This window comes from Peribacillus sp. CSMR9 (assembly GCF_033141925.1).
GTDB classification, from domain to species: domain Bacteria; phylum Bacillota; class Bacilli; order Bacillales; family DSM-1321; genus Peribacillus; species Peribacillus simplex_A.
Genome location: NZ_JAOPHO010000005.1, coordinates 49,548 through 66,992, shown reverse-complemented (window position 1 = coordinate 66,992; position 17,445 = coordinate 49,548). Strand labels below are relative to the sequence as shown.

Below are 17,445 nucleotides of genomic sequence, written 5' to 3'. Positions count from 1 at the left end.
CCAATTCACCTCTCATATCTAAATATAACGTTTATATAACGTTATTATATTTTACTGTTATATTTAATGCAAGACTATTCCGTCTCTTTTTTCAAAATAAAAGGAAATTATAAGGGGATTTTACGATTCTTTTAATCAACTAAAACTTTAAACGGTGAAGATTCCACTTTAATTGACTCTGTTGGGCAGCCTTCCATTGCATCATCCAGATCATCAAACAAATCTTCTGCGACCACTGCAGTTCCTTCATTTTCATCGAGGATGACAAATGCCACTCCATCATCATTGTAATCAAAGATTTCCGGTGCAGCGGCACCACACGCACCGCAAGCAATGCAAGTTTCTTGATCCACAACTGTATATTTAGCCAAGATGCCTTCCTCCTTCTCATGATTAGATCCTTCTTCTTTTCCATTAAGCTTGTGCCATGAAGGGGCTGAACCTTTGAAAATGGATCGATAAGTTCCTTTGCATTGCCGATTACAGTAGATGCTTCTCCAAACTCACTGGCTCAACTTTACTTTCCCTTCATAAATGCGGATATCCCCAGCGGCATAAATCCCCGGAATGTTCATTTCCATTCTTGAATTAACGGCAATCGCATTTTTTTCAATATCAGGATTCCAGACTTTAATCGGACTCAAAGCCCGTAGTCAGCGGCATCCGCTTTATGTATCTCTTCTTCCCCTTCAATCACATTTTCGAGCACCACATCGATTTCTTCTGCTCCACGTAATTCAATCGGGACAGATGGAGTCATAAACTGAACGTCAGAATTCGCATGGTTTTCAACGCTATGTTCATGAGCTCGGAATTTCCCCCTCCGGTGTGCAATCTTTACAAGATTTGCGAAAGGCTCGAGCATTAAAACCCAACTAATGGCACCCTCCTTTCCAGCCAGTTATAAACTAATCACTTCATCTTTCCGCTTATCAACGACCCGAATGGCTTTTCCTTCTGAGCGCGGAATGCTTTTTGGAATGTTGACAACAATATCCATCGTTACAAGACATGCAGATTTCATATGATGCTGAATCGTTTTCCTTAATATCTCTACATCTCCATGCGTTAAGTCTTCTTCAATCTTCTTGTAGAAACCGCTTTCAATTTCAATGTGCAGTTCAACACCATCCATCTTCCCCTTCTTAACGAGATGAATCTGATAATGAGGCACAATTCCCTCCATTTGGAATAACACACGCTCTATTTCAGAAGGGAATACATTCACTCCCCTGACTATGATCATATCATCCGTTCTGCCTTTCACACGGGACATTCTTGTTGTGGTACGCCCGCATTTACAAGGTTCATGGGTAATGGAGGCGATATCACCTGTACGATAACGAATGATTGGCAACGCTTCCTTTGTAAGGCTGGTAAAGACAAGTTCCCCATCTTCGCCGTCCTCAACTAGTTCAAGCGTGTCCGGGTTAATGACCTCGACAAGAAAATGGTCTTCTGCGATATGCAGTCCATCCTGTGCTTCATGGCATTCAATCGCAACTCCTGGCCCCATGATTTCACTTAGTCCGTAAATATCGATCGCTTTCAAATTCAGTTTCCTTTCAAGTGTTGCCCTCATTGCCTCTGACCACGGCTCAGCTCCGAAAATACCATACTCAAGCCCATTATCAGCAGGGTCAATCCCTATCTCCTCCATCTTTTCAGCGAGATTCAAAATATAAGTAGGGGTTCCACAAATGCCGCGCGGTTTAAAATCATTGATGATCGTAATCTGGCGATCGGTATTCCCCCCTGAAATTGGTACGGTGGCTACCCCCAGCTTTTCTGCACCGCAATGGAGGCCAAGTCCGCCCGTAAACAGACCATATCCATATGCGTTATGGAAAATATCTGATTTTTGACCTCCAGCGGCTACAATTCCACGTGCGACGATCGTTGCCCAGTTTTCCAAATCGTTTTTTGTATACCCGACAATTGTAGGCTTTCCGCTTGTTCCTGATGAACCATGAATACGCGTTACTTCCTCCATTGGAACTGCGAATAAACCGAATGGATAATGATCACGAAGAGTCTGTTTTTTTGTAAATGGAAGCTTTGTCACATCGTTTAGAGTTTGAATATCTTCTGGATCAAGGCACAGCTCTTCAAATTTTTCTCTGTAATAAGAAACATTTTCATATACATGGCTTAACGTTTTCTTAAGACGTGCCAATTGTAAACTTTCCATTTCAGCACGCGTTGCCGTTTCAACTTCCGGATTGTACATTGTTTCAGTCCCCCTTAATTTTACTCGTGTCCCATCCGACCCCTCTTTCATAACGTTTATAAAACGGGTATCAAATTATCGTTATGATTCATTTTCAAGATTAATACGTCGTTTCTACGTTGTCAATAATGTTTTTTTCAATTCTGCAAAAAATGACAGAATAAACAAAAAACATTTTCTAATTTACTAAATTTTCTGACTATGTTAACTTTAACAGTGATGTATCACTTTACCTACGGACGTTTTAAATTCGTACTATAATAAAAAGGGGGATTATTATGGAATCGCCGGTTAAAACGGGGCATTCACCCGCAGGTCATGACAGTGGAAACAAGTATCGTCAATTAATTGAAACGGAAGAATTCAAGGAACTGATTCAAAAGAAAAAAGCTTTCATCGTACCTGTCACTCTCTTCTTTCTTGCCTTTTATTTTGTTCTGCCAATTTTAGCTGCTTATAGTGACGTACTGAAAGGCGAAGCCTTCTTCCATATTACTTGGGCTTGGGTATATGCACTTCTCCAATTTGCCGTAGTATGGATAGGAGGATTCGTCTATATTAAAAAGTCAGCGAAGTACGACAAGATGGCTAAAAACATCTTGAATAAATATGAAAAGGAGCTTGGCGAATGAGCATTTTATCCCTAACGCTTTTTTTAGGCATCATTTTGTTAACGCTCACAATAACCTATTACTCTTCTAAGAAAACGAAAAATGCCAGTGATTTTTATACTGCCGGCGGCGGATTGACAGCATGGCAAAATGGTTTGGCCGTCGCAGGTGACTTTATGTCAGCCGCTTCTTTCCTGGGAATTACAGGTGCCATCGCACTGATTGGTTTTGATGGCTTTTATATGAGCATCGGGAACCTTGTTGCCTTTCTTGTCTTACTTTATCTTGTCTCGGAACCACTTCGTAATTTAGGTAAGTTTACGCTGGCAGACATGATTTCAGCACGCTTTAAATCAAAAAAAGTGCGTGGGATAGCTGCGGCTAACACACTTGTCATTTCAATCTTTTACATGATTGCACAACTTGTTGGTGCAGGGGGATTAATTAAACTATTGCTCGGCATCGATTATTGGCTTTCCGTCCTACTTGTCGGTGTACTGATGACGATTTATGTAATTTTCGGCGGGATGAGGGCTACAAGCTGGGTGCAGATCACCAAAGCTTTTCTCTTACTAGGCGGTTCCGCTGTGTTGACGTTCATCGTATTTTCCCGTTTTAATTTCAACATTTCAGAGATGTTCCATCATGTTCAAACTGCAACACCGCTCGGAAAGGATTTTTTGAATCCTGGGAATAAATACACCGATGGGCTTGACATGATTTCCTTCAATATGTCGCTTGTCCTTGGAGCAGCAGGCCTTCCGCATTTGCTCGTCCGCTTCTTTACAGTTAAAGACGCAGCTACTGCAAGGAAATCCGTCGTATATTCCACATGGTTTATAGGGATATTTTTCATCATGACGATTTTCCTTGGTTTCGGTGCTGCATCTTTCGTCGGTTTTGACCGGATCGTCGAAGCGAACTCGGCAGGAAACATGGCCGCGCCCCTTCTTGCATTAACCATGGGCGGTGAATTTTTATTCGCATTCGTTTCTGCTGTGGCATTTGCCACGATTTTAGCGGTTGTATCCGGTCTTGTTTTAACGTCGGCATCCGCTTTTGCACATGATATATACGGTGAAATCATCAAGGAAGGAAATATTACGGGAAAACAGCAAATACTCGTTGCCCGAATGGCTTCGGTCGGCGTAGCGGTCATTTCCATTTTACTTGCTTTATTTGCACAATCAATGAATGTCGCTTTTCTTTCAGTCCTTGCGCTTGGAATTGCTGCCAGTGCCAATTTACCGATCATCCTTTGCACAATATATTGGAAACGCTTCAACGCAACCGGAGCGATCACAGGAATGTTATTCGGGTTACTCAGTTCCATCATACTGGTCATGCTCAGTCCCAATGTATGGAATCCGGAACATGGAATGGGGATTTTCACAGGCAATCCCCTCTTCACGATGAGCAACCCGACCATTTTCACCGTACCGCTTGGCTTTATTGGAGCCTACTTAGGTACAATCCTGTCAAACGCAAAAGATGAGGAAAACAGTTTTCCTGAAGTACTGTTCAAATCTAACACCGGATATGGAATAAGTTCAGCAAAAGACCATTAAAGGAAGGGAGATTTCCATGACAACACATTTAGATCAGGATATTCACGAATTGCATTACGACCAAATCAAAAAGGTACTTGTCGACGAACCATATGCTTCTTTTCTCGGGATGAGATTGACGAAACTCGGTCCCGGCACAGCGGAAGCAGAATTGATTCCGAGTGACCACATGCTAAATGCACATGGAACGGTTCATGGTGCCATTATCTTTTCACTTGCTGATTATGTGTTCGCAGCAGCCAGCAATTCATATGGCAAAATAGCGGTTGGCGTTTCAAATAACATCAACTTCTTATCAGCTGGCAAACGGGGTGAGACTTTAACCGCTAGAGCGAAAGAGATAAAGAAAAACCATAAACTGGCATGGTATAAAATAGACGTGTTAAATGAAAGAGAATTGATCGCAACCATGGAAGCGATGGTATTCAGGAAAAATCAATATTTCGTCGACCAAGTTGAATAAGTAACGTTTGAAACCGGACAAGCAATCCACTTGTCCGGTTTCTTTTCCCCTTGATTTGCCCATGATGCATACGCAGAGCTGATAAAAAGGAGGGATTCCCGATTCGGAATCCCCCTCCCTTATAATGAATTCAATTGCCCTGAACCTTATTTGCAAAGCCTTCTCCCTAGTTATTGACCGCAATACCGGAATCTATCACTTTTAACCATTCCCCACGCTCCCATTCACTTATTACATCAGTCTGATAAACTATTTTCCCTCTATTAATGGTAGCCGTGATTTGGCAAGGAAAGGTATGGCCCATATAAACGCTTTGCTTATGTTTAGCGAAAAAATTCGTTTCCGAAACTTCATGCGTACCATTAAGGGAAACGATAGCAAGGTCCGCATCCATCCCGTGCTTAATTTGTCCTTTTCTAGAAGAGAGACCAAATCTTTTTGCCGGGGCTGAAGCTGTCCACATAGCGACTTTATGAAGCGGGATATCTTGTAATACAGCCAACTCTATCATCGACATTAGCGAAAATTGCCCTCCGCTTATTCCGCCCCACGCTTCAAAAATATTATGTACGGCAGGATCTTTCAGCTCATGAGGGCATGGTGAGTGGTCGGAAGAAATCATATCGAATTTACCTTCCATTAAATGGGCAATCAATCTTTCTTGTTCTTCTCTTTCCCTTAGTGGTGGAGCACATTTTGCAACTGCGCCTTTTTCTATTAAATGATCCTGATTAAATAATAAATAATGCGGACACGTCTCAACCGTCACATCCAGTCCCTTTTGTTTGGCCGATTCAATTTTTCCGATGGCCAAACTACTGCTAATGTGGACAAAGTGCAGCGGACAGCCTGTTAACTCTGCATATGTAATGGCACGTCCCACAGCCTCCGCTTCCGCTTGCACAGGTCTTGTAGCAGCATAATCATTTGCACTGAATAGTCCATTCTTCTCTTTATCCTGCTTAAACCACTGAGTGATCGGATCACTTTCCGCATGAAGGGCCAATACCTTGCCCAATTCTGCAATTTTCTTCATTCCATGTAAAAGGGTGAAATCATCCGCTCGTTCAAACTCCTCATTTCCCGTCGCTGAGAGAAAAGCTTTAAATCCGATCACTCCGGATTTGGCGAGATCCTCTAAATCATCGATATTTCCCGGAACCAGTCCTCCCCATAATCCAAAGTCTATAACCGACTTCATCCCACCGATTTTGCCCTTTTCAAGGAGAGCCTTTCGATCGATGGTTGAAGGGATTCCATTCAAGGGCATATCGAAATATGTGGTGCAGCCTCCCGCTGCCATCATTTGCGATCCTTTTTCAAAGCCTTCCCAATGAGCGCGGCCAGGTTCACTAAAATGCACATGGACATCAATCATACCAGGAAAGATATGCTGGCCATCCGCTTCATACTCTTCATTCGCTTTACCATCCAGATGATCCCCAACCTTAACAATCACCCCATCCCGGATTGCAAGATCAGCCTTCTTCACTTCATCAGGAAAAACTACATACCCATTGCGGATAATAAGATCATATATTGACATACGACAACTCCTCCAAAATAGTTTTATAAAATCAAAGAGTTCCCCTGGATGCAACCACTTTCTCCGTCTTTCCCACATACACATCGAGTGCAGCCTGCAAAGCCTCTCCCCGATTCACTTGGAACCCCTGGCGCAAAAGGACAGCTTCCAAGGAGGCCAATACAAAGAGGATGTTTTCTTTCCTACAGCTGAATCCCATGGTCCCGATCCTCCAGATTTTCCCATGAAGCGGACCAAACGAGGAAGCGATTTCGATACTGAATTCATTCAACAGCATGGCTCTTACAGCTTCCCCATCGATTCCTTTTGGAATTTCGATACAAGTTACACACGGAAGTTTGTTTTTCCCATCCCCGAATAACGTTAGTCCCATCGCCTTGATCCCTTCAACGAGAGCAGCTTCGTGGAGTTCATGACGGGCAAAACGCGTCTCCAGACCTTCTTCAAGCACAAGGCGCAATCCTTCACGCAATGCATAAATCATGGAAGTCGCTTCTGTATGGTGATTCAAACGGCGCGGACCCCAATAATCCTGCAGCATGCTTAAATCGAAATAATTACTGGTGATCGGAAGGCGGACCGAGATCTTTTGTTTGTCTTCATCCGTCGCAATGCCACGCTCCACCTTTTTGCGGGACTGAATAATTTCTTCTATTCGCTCGTTATACGTAATCGGTGCCATACCTGAAGGAACGGACAAGCACTTTTGTGTCCCGCCTATCAATCCATCAATACACCATTCATCCACCTTTACATCGGTGCCCCCAATGGAGGCAACCGCATCCACCACAAGCAGGACACCCAATTCACGGCAGGCCGACCCGATTTCCTTCAAAGGCTGCATACAACCAGTGGAAGTTTCCCCATGGACGATCGCTGTTATTTTAGGGGAGACCTTCTTGATTTCCGCGATTACAGCTTGCGGTTCGAACACCTCTCCCCAAGGACATTCCATCGTATGGACTTCAGCTCCGTATCGCTCACAAATTTCCACCAACAAGTGACCGAATCTTCCGAATATCGGAACCAGTACTTTATCTCCCGGCTCAATGATGCTGCATAGAATCGCTTCATTACCCGATCTTGAGGTGCCATCTATCGGGAACGCCCATTTATTTTTCGTTTGAAAAACCAAACGCAGCATTTCCATCACTTCATTCATGATAGTAGTGAATGCAGGATCGAATTGCCCTAATATCGGTGTGCTCATCGCCCTTAAGACACGCGGGTCCACTTCGACCGGGCCTGGTGTCATGATCGTTCTCATCGGTGCATTCAATTCTGAATATGCCATTTTAACCACTCCTTTTAATAGGCTAATTTATATAGTATTTCACTTAAAACGTCGATTCCCTTTTCCATATCCGCAACACTCGTAAACTCCTTAGGCGAATGGCTGATCCCACCCTTACTTGGAACGAACAGCAGGCACGTCGGACAATACGAACCAAATACCTGTGCATCATGCCCGGCTCCGCTGACCATATCTTGAAAAGGTATATTTTTATCTTCAGCTATCTTTCGGGCAAGGCGATTCATTTCCCGATCCATCGCGACAGGTTTGACATCCATCCATTGTGAAACCTCCAGCTTCATTTCACCTTCTTTTGCCAAGGAATCGAAAGTCGAAAAGATTTCCTGACAAAATCTTTCAAGAACCACTTCCTCGTAGTGTCTGATATCGAGACTGAACTCCACTTCACCAGCAATGACATTCGGGACATTAGGTTTAACATTCATTCTGCCGACAGTCGCAACTAAACCCGGGTCCATGTCCTTCGCTTTTTTCGTTAAAAAAGAAATGAATTCAGAAGCAAAACCGACTGCATCCTTCCTATAGGACATGGGAGTGGTCCCTGCATGATCGCTCTCACCAATGATTTTCACCGTATAACGGCGCTGCCCGACAATATGGCTGACGACCCCAATTGTATTCTCATTCTTTTCAAGGACCATCCCCTGTTCTATATGAATTTCGACAAACCGTTCAATGTCATCGCGGACCGGGGTTATATAGGCATCAGGTTCAAACCCTGATTTTTTCATGGCTTCCAAAAAAGGAATTCCTTCAGTATCCTTTAAATCCCTGACATGCTCAAGACCATAGACTCCTTTAATATTCCCCGATCCCCAAAACGTTAAGGGAAATCTGCTTCCTTCCTCTTCACAAAAAGAAACGACTTCAATCGTCTTCCGCGGTTTTCCATAGGCTTTATACAGCCTCTTAACTGCCAGGAAACTAGCGACGACCCCATATGCGCCGTCATATTTCCCCCCATCCTTGACCGTGTCTATATGAGAGCCGGTCAAAATGGTTTCACCGGAGGGGCCCGTTCCCTCAAGCCTGCCAAACAAGTTGCCTACACTATCAAAATATGTAATAAGGTTTTCTTTTTCCATCTCAGCTTTCATTGCCTGCTGAGCGCTCATCCATTCCTCGGAATATAATAACCGTGTAACCCCATCACTCTTCGTTGCCCCGAAAGATGCTAACCATTCAATCATCGAAGCAACTTCGTCCTTTTCATTTATGGACTGTTCGATTTGAATGCCCATCCCATCGCCTCCCTTCCAATATCCACTCATGTTATGAATATTCACAAATTTATGTTATCTATTATTTTACTTCCTTTCACCTATAACTTCATTGACATTTTCGTTAGTATTTTGGTGTTTTTTTGTGCAAAATGACCAACGAAAAGCAATCAAATAATGCCTGTAAAAGAAGAGGGTGCCGAAAACCGTGGTAAGTGCATACGATTTCATCACTCTCCGCCCACCACGATGCAGACAAAGGTCCCTTGCAACGATAATCTTCCCACTGGCCCGATAAAGGACAAGGTGTACACCCAGAAGTTTAATGCCTATCGGTTTTTCCGACACTTCCCCCACTGCAGCCACACGAAACCAATATTGCGATAATACATCCCATTAATCATAGCCGAATCTGCATTCTTTCGAAAACGGCGTTACTCTTTTTTTCTTACTTGAAGCAACTGTGCTTTCACTCATTTTATCGCCGCCCTTATTCTCACGTTAATTTTTATAAAACTTTACACAAAAACCTATTTTTATACAACCTAACAATAAACCAAACAATGAAGTTCGTAAGATATGCCAAAGGATTTGTATGATATGATAATTAAAATCCGCAAAGCATGTGTGTAATCGTAATGATTCAAGATATACAGGACATGTAAAACCCGATTCAATTCATTGGATTCATATACAGCTGTATTTATAAAATCACACTCAATAATTTATTTTCCCCAAATGAGGTGTTTCAGATGAAGGTAACAGATCTTTTAACAATGCCCGCTTTAACCGGTATGAATATAATTGCCGGAGAAACAGGGAACGAACGCAAAGTCCAGACAGTCAACATGATGGATGCTCCAGATATCATCAACTTTTTAAAACCAAATGAATTCCTTGTGACCACGGCTTATCACGTAAAGGATAACCCACACCTTTTGTCATCACTCGTCGAAGCGATGGCAAACCAGGGTTGCGCAGCCCTCGGGATAAAGACAAGTAGATTTCTAAAAGAAATTCCTGAGGACGTGCTGGTTCTTGCCAATGAATTATCCCTTCCAATCATTGATCTCCCGGCAGAAATGTCACTTGGGGAAATTATCAACCATACATTACGGGGGATTTTGGATCAACGGGCAGCGGAATTGACATTTGCAATGGAAACACATAAGCAATTCACAAACTTAATCATGCGGGGGAAAGGAATACAAAAGCTCCTTGATCATTTATCGGATATGATTGGATACCCCATCATATTAATTGACCAGTATCTTAATCCGATATTCCATCCAATTTCAACATCCGGAATTATTCCAATAATCAAAAAAATGAGTGATGAAGGATTCCGATTTCATAAAACCAAAACTTCATTCATTTCCTTTTCATCTCTATCCAATAAACGAACCTATACAATATTCCCCATCTATATGTATGAAGAAAAAATCGGCTATTTGACGATATCAGGAGAAATCAAGACTAGTGATAACCTCATAACACTGACGATAGAGCAGGCAACTAATGTCATTTCTTTTGCCTTGATGAAAGAGCATGCCCTTAAACAGCATGATCGAAATACCCGAAATGATTTCTTCCTTCATTTTCTGGATGGCAGTTTCTCCTCACAAGAGGAAATCATAAACCGGGCAAAAGAGTTTTCCTTAAATAATGAACAAGCCTATATATGTGCAGTCGGAAAAATCGATGAATCCGAATTGGCCAAAAGTTACACACAGCTGCAACGTAGGGCTGATTCGATATACGAGTTTTTAGAAGATGAGCTTCGCATATCACCTAATCCCATCCATCTCTTTACAAAAGGTAAGAAATGCATTCTTTTATACGAAGTGAGTGGAGTCTTTGCCGATGTTCTCCAAACTGTCGAAATCTCGCTTAAATCATTGCAGAAGATAATATCCAGCCAGTTCGACTGCACGATTTCTTTCGGAGTGAGCCTTATGAGCCCAAGTTTTTTACAAACAAAAAACTCTTACAAAGAAGCGAACGACTCCCTTCTGGAAGGAGGTCGTTCGAAAAGGACAGAATATATCCAAGCTTTCCAGACGAAGGATATTATGGAATTATTGAGAATCATCCCCGAAGAAGACTTAAAGAACTTTTATCTTTTTGCACTACAGGGATTTTCAAAAATTTTCACCGAGGAGGAGCAATCCTTATTAGAGACATTATCCGTCTATCTCGAAACGCATTGCCAAATATCCGAAACTGCTAAAAGATTATTCGTTCACCGGAACACCGTTGTTTACAGACTCGAGAAATGTGAAGAGCTACTCGGCAAGAGCTTAAAAGATTCAGAGACCACACTCCAGATACGACTTGCCCTTCGCATTAAATCCTTACTCAATCTATAAAAACATCAGTCTCACCTCCTTTCACTTTATGCAAGTTGTCTATATCAACGGCCAAAAATTGTATAATCTAACTAATTACAATTCTCTTATTTTTAATTTTGATAATATTAATCAGAACAAAACGGCGCGATATAATACGACAACAAGTTAGGAAAGGAGTTTTTTTATGAATGAAAGAATTAATAAGTCCAAGGCCTTCTTGGGTTTTCAGCATGTTCTTACCATGTATGTTGATGCCATCCTGGTGCCGATACAAATGGCAAAAAGTAGATAAAAGGATCCTGGAAGATGATTACCCTTAGTCACTAAATGCACTAAGCGAAAAGGAGTTCACGAAGTTCCTTGGTGATACTTTTGAACATTCACCTTGGATTGCAGAAAAATCGGCTGCCAATAGGCCCTTTTCACCAATAATCAACCTGCATCGATGCATGGTGGACATTGTAAGCAATTCATCAAAGGAAGAAAAGTTAATGTTAATCAGGAAGCACCCGAATTTTGGGGACAAAGTTGAAATGAGTGATGATTCTATTAAGGAATAGCGCGGCGCGGATTAATAGGACTTATAAACAGCCGTATTGGATACCTTATTTGGACTTTCAGAAGAGTTCAGGAAAATTGAAAGGAAAAATACCGAATTGTAATATTTATCGGAAAGGCCTGTTACAAATTTAACCATTATTGTGGATTAGGATAAAAAACTCCCCTTAGGGAACCCATTAATACCAAAGTATAATCCTATCTTTCCTAATCCACGTTTGCTTTCCATCTCTTAACCTTACTATGTAATATGATCATTTCCGATACCAACAATTTACCCAACTTTATAACTGTTCCATTTTTTCCTTGCTTTCCGAATAAATACCTCTTTATCATTCCAACTAAAATCAATTTTGATTTCCCCCCCCCTCTACTTAATGAAGTAGAGTAATTAAAAATAACCTCTTAAAACACATGACGAAACCCCACCTGTTCCCATAGCAACTGGTGGGGTTTCTAACTGGCTTCTACATCTACATCAACCGGGAGGTCCATCTTGTGCAATCACGTCCTTTCATTTAAACGGCTAATTTACTGTATTCATCCAACTGATCTTTAGTTAAGTTTTTGATGAAGTGGTCGAAATTTATCGACTCGATTTCATACCTTTCACAAATCTTTAAATAACTTTCATAGGCTTTATCCTGAATATTCATCATCTTGACTCCCCCTTCTGTTATATAACAATAAATTTAACTTATTAATAATATATAACAACCGTAATTTCCCGTCAATGTATTTTTCTGAAAATTCGGTAAGATTTTCATTCTTTTAGTATTTCCCATATTGTTCTTCGCTAACCGTCCTATAAAGGAAAAGCCGCCTTAGCGACAGCCCCGATCAAAAGCTAATTCACACGTTATTTCTTTAAAGCAAGAAATAGAATGCTGTTACATTAACGGCCATTTGAACAGCGTAAAAAACCAACTCTCCATAAAGGAAAATTGTTTTTTTTCTTTTGAACTATAGATTATCTAAACAATGCATTCGGTTTTGTAACTGCTGCAAGCACACCAGGTACACCTGTGTTTTCAGTTGTACCACTAATAACTCCACCTAAAAATTAGCGCGTCCAAGGGAGAACCCACAGGGGCAAAGGACGCCTTGGGGACCGCGGTAAGCGAGTGCCCGGAGTGTAAAATAACAAATTCGGCAAACTCAATCATTATCAAGTTTTGTCTACAGTCTGAGCAGGTAATCATACCTGCCGTTTTTGATGATTAACTAAACAGTGCTTTGCTTGTTCCCTTTTTTGAAGGGGATGGGGTCGGCAGTATTTCTTTTTGTAATATAGGGCCGTATGTATCGACACGACGGTCTCTAAAGAATTGCAGAATTTTTCTAGTCTCTTCTATTTCTTTTAAATCAATTTCTTGCACAATAATTCCTTCTTCCTCATCAAGTGAAGCTAAAATATTCCCGAATGTATCGCTAATGAATGAACCGCCGTAAAAATTCATATCCTTTTCCTGGCCCACTCGATTTGTCGCAGCAACAAATACACCATTAGAAATGCCATGAGCGGAAATTGCCTTTTCCCAGGATGATCTTGTTGATATCTCGGGATGATCTGGCTCTGAACCAATAGCGGAAGGATAGAATAATATTTCTGCACCTTGTAAGCTCAAAATTCGGGCAACTTCTGGAAACCACTCGTCCCAGCAAATCCCGACTCCTATTTTTCCAAAAGCGGTTTCATAGACAGGATACCCTGTATTGCCTGGAACGAAATAATATTTTTCATGATACTGGGGACCATCCGGAATATGATTTTTTCTTGTAATTCCTAAACATTCTCCATCAGCATCAAATACAGCTGCACTATTAAAATAAATACCGGCACCTGCTCTTTCGTAAAAAGGGACAATCAAGACAATTGCTAATTCCTTTGCTAATTCACCCATTTCGGCTAATGTACCGCTATCTACATCTTCAGCTAAATTATAATTTTTCACACTGACCGTTTGCGGAAAATATTGCGAAGAAAATAATTCCTGTAGGCAAACGATTTGTGCACCTTCATTTACTGTTTCTTTTATTTTCTCTATCGTTTTTTGAATATTTTGCTCAATGAATTCTCCGCAATGAATTTGAATAAGGCCAACTTTTACTTTTGACATTTTCTCACTACCTCCTTTTAATATTTTTTATCTTATACCTTTTGGACGACCTGGTTTTCATATACGACCTTTCCATCCATGATCGTCACCTTCACTTCTGTTTCAAGAATTTCCTCTGTTGATATGCTAAATAAATTTTTATTTAATACTGCGATATCCGCTATCTTCCCTGCTTCCAAAGTGCCTAATTCTTTATCTCTGAAAGACCCGAATGCCGGTGTAGCCGTGTAATATTTTAACGCTTGAGCTAATGTTATTCCTTCCGACTCTTGCCACGCCTTCCCGATTAAATCTTTTCTGGTGATTGCCTGATAAATACCCATCATAGGATTTAGGGGCACTACAGGAAAATCTGTACCAAAGGCAATTTTAGCACCAGTATCCACTAGTGTTTTGATAGGATAATAGAGAGGTTGTTGTTTTTCACTGATCCTGGCTGTATATGCCTCACTTTCCATTAATTCAATGTGTTTAGGTTGAAAGGAAGCGATTACATCCAATTCCTTAAAGCGATGAACATCATCCGGATGCAATACCTCCACATGTTCAATGACATGTCTAGCGTCTCTTTCTCCATTTACGTTTCTCGCTTCTTCAAATGCATCCAATGCTAGGCGGACTGCACCGTTACCAATTGCATAGAAACGAATTTGAAAATTTTCCTTATCTGCCTTTTTTACTAATTGTTTAATTGTTTCAGCTGGATAAGTTGTTCCGCCTTTTGTATCTGGACGGTCTTTGTAATGATCCAATAAAAAAGCAGTATGACTTGTCACAACACCATCTATAAATTGTTTTAATCCAGAAAAGGTGAGCTTGTCTGACTGATAATTTTTTTGTAATTCCTTTGCGACAGCTAAATCCATTTTTAACTCCGGCGAAAAGTGAATTCTGGTTGTAAGTAACCCTTCTCTCTCAAATTCCTTAAAAATTTCAAGATCGTCTAATGGATTTGGCGCAATTTTAGCTCCGTATAAATCATTAACGGACGTAATTCCCAATCTTTTTGTTTCATTAAGAAAACCTTGGAATAGTTTTACACGTTTATCTTTCGGTAATTTGTAGGCATGTTCTGATGCATACCCAATTGCCTGTTCAAATAGAAGGCCTGTCAGTTCCCCATTTTCATCTTTTCCAATTTCTCCATATTCTGGATCTGGGGTATCCCTCGTTAATTGAATCATTTCCATTGCTTTACTATTGATCCATGCGTAATGCACTTCTGCATTGAATAATAAAACAGGGCGATCACTAATATATTTATCTAGTGTTGTTCTATGTGGCAGCACTTTGTTCTTCCAATTGGTATGATCCCAACCGACACCAAATATCCACTCATCATTTGGTCTCGTTTCTGCAAATTCACCTACTATTTTGGCTGCATCTTCTTCTGAAACTGCATCAAATAATTTGGCACTGTCCTTCTGTAAAATGCTTCCCATCATAATGTGCATATGAAAATCATGAAATCCCGGAATAATTAGTCCGTCATCCATGTCATACACTTTTGTTTGATTTCCAAGGAATGACATTATATCTTCTTTAGAACCGATTTTAATAATTTTATTATCTTTAATAGCGATAGCTGCTTTTATTGGCTCATCTTGTAACCCAGTGAAAACATGTTGACCAGAAAGAATGATGTCTGCCTTTACCATTTTTATCCTCCTCAATGAATATAGCTTTTATGCTTGAATTTCTTTTTCAATCGCACTATCAAAAGAAAGCTCTGGTGGCCGTTTACTAAACATTTTCGTATTAGAAAGGAGCATGATGAAACCAATTCCAAACCATCCTAGTCCGAGTAAAAGTGCCTTTGAATCAAGACTTGTCCATAACCAAATTGTGAAACCAGTACCAATCAGCGGCAATATTAGGTACTTTAGTGTGTTAATTCCGTTTCGCTGTTTTTCTTTAATAAAATAATGGGAAATAACCGAAAGATTAACAAACGTAAATGCCACGAGCGCTCCAAAGTTAATAAAGGATGATGCTGTCACTAAATCAATAAATAACGCAGATAAAGCAAAAATGCCCACTAAGATGATGTTGTGTGTTGGAGTTTGAAATTTTGGATGAATATGACCGAAAATTCTCTTTGGAAGAACTCCATCTCTCCCCATCGCATACAAAAGTCGCGAAACACTTGCATGAGCTGATAAACCAGACGCCAGCCCCCCGGTAATATAACCTGCTAGAAAAATAGATTGAAATAAATTACCCCCGATGTACATAGCAATTTCCAAGGAGGCGGAATCTGCATCTTTAAAGGCTTGGAAATTTGGGTAAACAAGGTAACTGATGTATGAGATGGTGACAAACAGACCTCCCCCTATTAATGCGACGAGGAAAATAGCCTTTGGTATTACTTTTTTAGGATTAATGGTTTCCTCTGAAAATGTAGTAACAGCATCAAATCCTAAAAAGGATAAACATAAAATGGAAGATCCCGCTAATACTAAAGATAGTGGTATATCTCCATTCACAAATGGAGAACTCATGAATAATGTTCCTGAACCCATTCCGTTAAGTAACCCTTTAATTGACAGGAATGTAAATATAACTATTATTAAGAATTGACAGGCAACTAGTAAAAGGTTTATTTTTGTTGCTATTTTCACTCCAATTATATTTACAGTGGTGATTAAAATTACAAAGCCAATTAACCAGACGGAAAAAGGAACGGATGGAAAATATGCGTTTAAGTAAATGGCGATCAGTAATCCATTGATCATTGGCAAAAATAAATAGTCCAATAGGATAACCCAGCCCACTAGGAATCCAAGGTGAGGATTAAAAGCCTTTTGAGTGAATGTATATGCAGAACCGGCAACAGGGTAGGCCTTAACCATTTGACCATAACTATAGGCTGTAAATAACATACCAACTAAAGCTATGATATAAGCAGCAGGCACCATCCCTTTCGTTATTTCCGCAACAACCCCATAAGTAGAAAACACTGTTGTAGGTGCCATATAAGCCAATCCAAATAGCACTAAAGGAAACACTGTTAACGAACGTCTTAATTTTGCATTCTCCATGTATCACTCCACCCTTATTCGTGATTAATTAACTTATATGCAAATACCGTACCAAGCGGAGATTGATTATTTAACGATTTAATTACCGATAAATTCGAAATAATCACAATATACAGATTATTTAATAGATTAATAGTTTTATGCAATATTGCACCAATTATTTAAGATTGCATAAATAGTCGTTAGCTATGAAGATGTCTCACCGTGTATTCTGGTTGATACGAATAAGGTTCGAAATAAGCTACGTGCTGTAATGGCGTCATCGATAAATTGTATCTGGTATGACACGCAAATCTCGCGATTGTTTAAGATGGTATTAATGCTTATTGTGACATTTTCCCATTGATATATAGCCCTAAGAAGGACGATTCGAATTATTAGATTTTAATTTCCCGAATTCTCTCATATAGAGAAAAACCCTC

General features: G+C 40.4%; 15 protein-coding genes and 1 pseudogene. 5 read left to right on the top strand and 11 right to left on the bottom strand.

Annotated features, from left to right (window positions below; translation table 11 throughout):
- Nucleotides 1-131 precede the first annotated feature (131 nt).
- The 3 genes from N9I19_RS05375 to N9I19_RS05365 form a co-directional block, all read right to left on the bottom strand.
- Nucleotides 132-371 (bottom strand): ferredoxin, encoded by a 240-nt coding sequence (locus N9I19_RS05375; RefSeq protein WP_317777191.1) that lies wholly within the window; start codon nucleotides 369-371, stop codon nucleotides 132-134.
- 269 nt (nucleotides 372-640) lie between these two features.
- The gene (locus tag N9I19_RS05370) at nucleotides 641-865 is read right to left on the bottom strand and encodes an NAD(P)/FAD-dependent oxidoreductase (RefSeq protein ID WP_089364447.1); all 225 of its coding nucleotides are present in this window, start codon (nucleotides 863-865) and stop codon (nucleotides 641-643) included.
- A 36-nt stretch (nucleotides 866-901) separates the two neighbouring features.
- Nucleotides 902-2,230 carry a phenylacetate--CoA ligase family protein gene (locus N9I19_RS05365; protein WP_317777190.1) on the bottom strand — a complete coding sequence of 443 codons (1,329 nt, stop codon included), beginning with the start codon at nucleotides 2,228-2,230 and terminating at the stop codon, nucleotides 902-904.
- A 278-nt stretch (nucleotides 2,231-2,508) separates the two neighbouring features.
- On the opposite strand from N9I19_RS05365, the gene N9I19_RS05360 reads away from it, so the two are divergent.
- Genes N9I19_RS05360 through N9I19_RS05350 form a run of 3 tightly spaced genes read left to right on the top strand, consistent with a single transcriptional unit; the run spans nucleotide 2,509 to nucleotide 4,872 of the window.
- Nucleotides 2,509-2,862 carry a DUF485 domain-containing protein gene (locus N9I19_RS05360; RefSeq protein WP_089364449.1) on the top strand — a complete coding sequence of 118 codons (354 nt, stop codon included), beginning with the start codon at nucleotides 2,509-2,511 and terminating at the stop codon, nucleotides 2,860-2,862.
- Nucleotides 2,859-4,409, top strand: a complete 1,551-nt coding sequence (locus tag N9I19_RS05355) for a solute symporter family protein (protein ID WP_317777189.1) — start codon at nucleotides 2,859-2,861, stop codon at nucleotides 4,407-4,409. The genes N9I19_RS05360 and N9I19_RS05355 overlap by 4 nt, the downstream gene beginning before the upstream one ends.
- 16 nt (nucleotides 4,410-4,425) lie before the next feature.
- Entirely contained in the window at nucleotides 4,426-4,872 is a 447-nt protein-coding gene (locus tag N9I19_RS05350) for a PaaI family thioesterase (RefSeq protein ID WP_317777188.1), read from the top strand.
- Nucleotides 4,873-5,038: 166 nt separating this feature from the next.
- Here N9I19_RS05350 and N9I19_RS05345 read toward each other — a convergent pair whose 3' ends face one another.
- The 4 genes from N9I19_RS05345 to N9I19_RS25185 all read right to left on the bottom strand — a co-directional run bounded on the left by N9I19_RS05345 (nucleotide 5,039) and on the right by N9I19_RS25185 (nucleotide 9,319).
- Nucleotides 5,039-6,418 carry an allantoinase gene (locus N9I19_RS05345; RefSeq protein ID WP_317777187.1) on the bottom strand — a complete coding sequence of 460 codons (1,380 nt, stop codon included), beginning with the start codon at nucleotides 6,416-6,418 and terminating at the stop codon, nucleotides 5,039-5,041.
- A 31-nt stretch (nucleotides 6,419-6,449) separates the two neighbouring features.
- Complete coding sequence (locus tag N9I19_RS05340) at nucleotides 6,450-7,712, bottom strand: pyridoxal-phosphate-dependent aminotransferase family protein (RefSeq protein ID WP_317777186.1); 1,263 nt, start codon at nucleotides 7,710-7,712, stop codon at nucleotides 6,450-6,452.
- Nucleotides 7,713-7,726: 14 nt separating this feature from the next.
- Nucleotides 7,727-8,974 (bottom strand): allantoate deiminase, encoded by a 1,248-nt coding sequence (gene allC / locus N9I19_RS05335; protein WP_317777185.1) that lies wholly within the window; start codon nucleotides 8,972-8,974, stop codon nucleotides 7,727-7,729.
- A 66-nt stretch (nucleotides 8,975-9,040) separates the two neighbouring features.
- Complete coding sequence (locus N9I19_RS25185; RefSeq protein ID WP_411730404.1) at nucleotides 9,041-9,319, bottom strand: Rieske 2Fe-2S domain-containing protein; 279 nt, start codon at nucleotides 9,317-9,319, stop codon at nucleotides 9,041-9,043.
- Nucleotides 9,320-9,705: 386 nt separating this feature from the next.
- Between N9I19_RS25185 and N9I19_RS05330 the strand changes: the two genes are divergently transcribed.
- Together N9I19_RS05330 and N9I19_RS25180 are read left to right on the top strand one after the other, a co-directional pair.
- Entirely contained in the window at nucleotides 9,706-11,322 is a 1,617-nt protein-coding gene (locus tag N9I19_RS05330) for a PucR family transcriptional regulator (protein WP_317777184.1), read from the top strand.
- 320 nt (nucleotides 11,323-11,642) lie between these two features.
- Nucleotides 11,643-11,864, top strand: a pseudogene (locus N9I19_RS25180) (2-oxo-4-hydroxy-4-carboxy-5-ureidoimidazoline decarboxylase); the annotation flags it as partial.
- A 516-nt stretch (nucleotides 11,865-12,380) separates the two neighbouring features.
- On the opposite strand, the gene N9I19_RS05325 reads toward N9I19_RS25180, so the two are convergent.
- The 4 genes from N9I19_RS05325 to N9I19_RS05310 all read right to left on the bottom strand — a co-directional run bounded on the left by N9I19_RS05325 (nucleotide 12,381) and on the right by N9I19_RS05310 (nucleotide 17,023).
- The gene (locus N9I19_RS05325) at nucleotides 12,381-12,521 is read right to left on the bottom strand and encodes a hypothetical protein (RefSeq protein ID WP_155727232.1); all 141 of its coding nucleotides are present in this window, start codon (nucleotides 12,519-12,521) and stop codon (nucleotides 12,381-12,383) included.
- A 561-nt stretch (nucleotides 12,522-13,082) separates the two neighbouring features.
- On the bottom strand, nucleotides 13,083-13,982 hold the full coding sequence (locus N9I19_RS05320) for a carbon-nitrogen hydrolase (RefSeq protein ID WP_317777183.1): 900 nt from the start codon (nucleotides 13,980-13,982) through the stop codon (nucleotides 13,083-13,085).
- 32 nt (nucleotides 13,983-14,014) lie between these two features.
- Nucleotides 14,015-15,640, bottom strand: a complete 1,626-nt coding sequence (locus tag N9I19_RS05315) for an amidohydrolase (protein WP_317777182.1) — start codon at nucleotides 15,638-15,640, stop codon at nucleotides 14,015-14,017.
- 27 nt (nucleotides 15,641-15,667) lie between these two features.
- Complete coding sequence (locus N9I19_RS05310; protein WP_061461895.1) at nucleotides 15,668-17,023, bottom strand: APC family permease; 1,356 nt, start codon at nucleotides 17,021-17,023, stop codon at nucleotides 15,668-15,670.
- Between the last annotated feature and the right edge of the window lie 422 nt (nucleotides 17,024-17,445).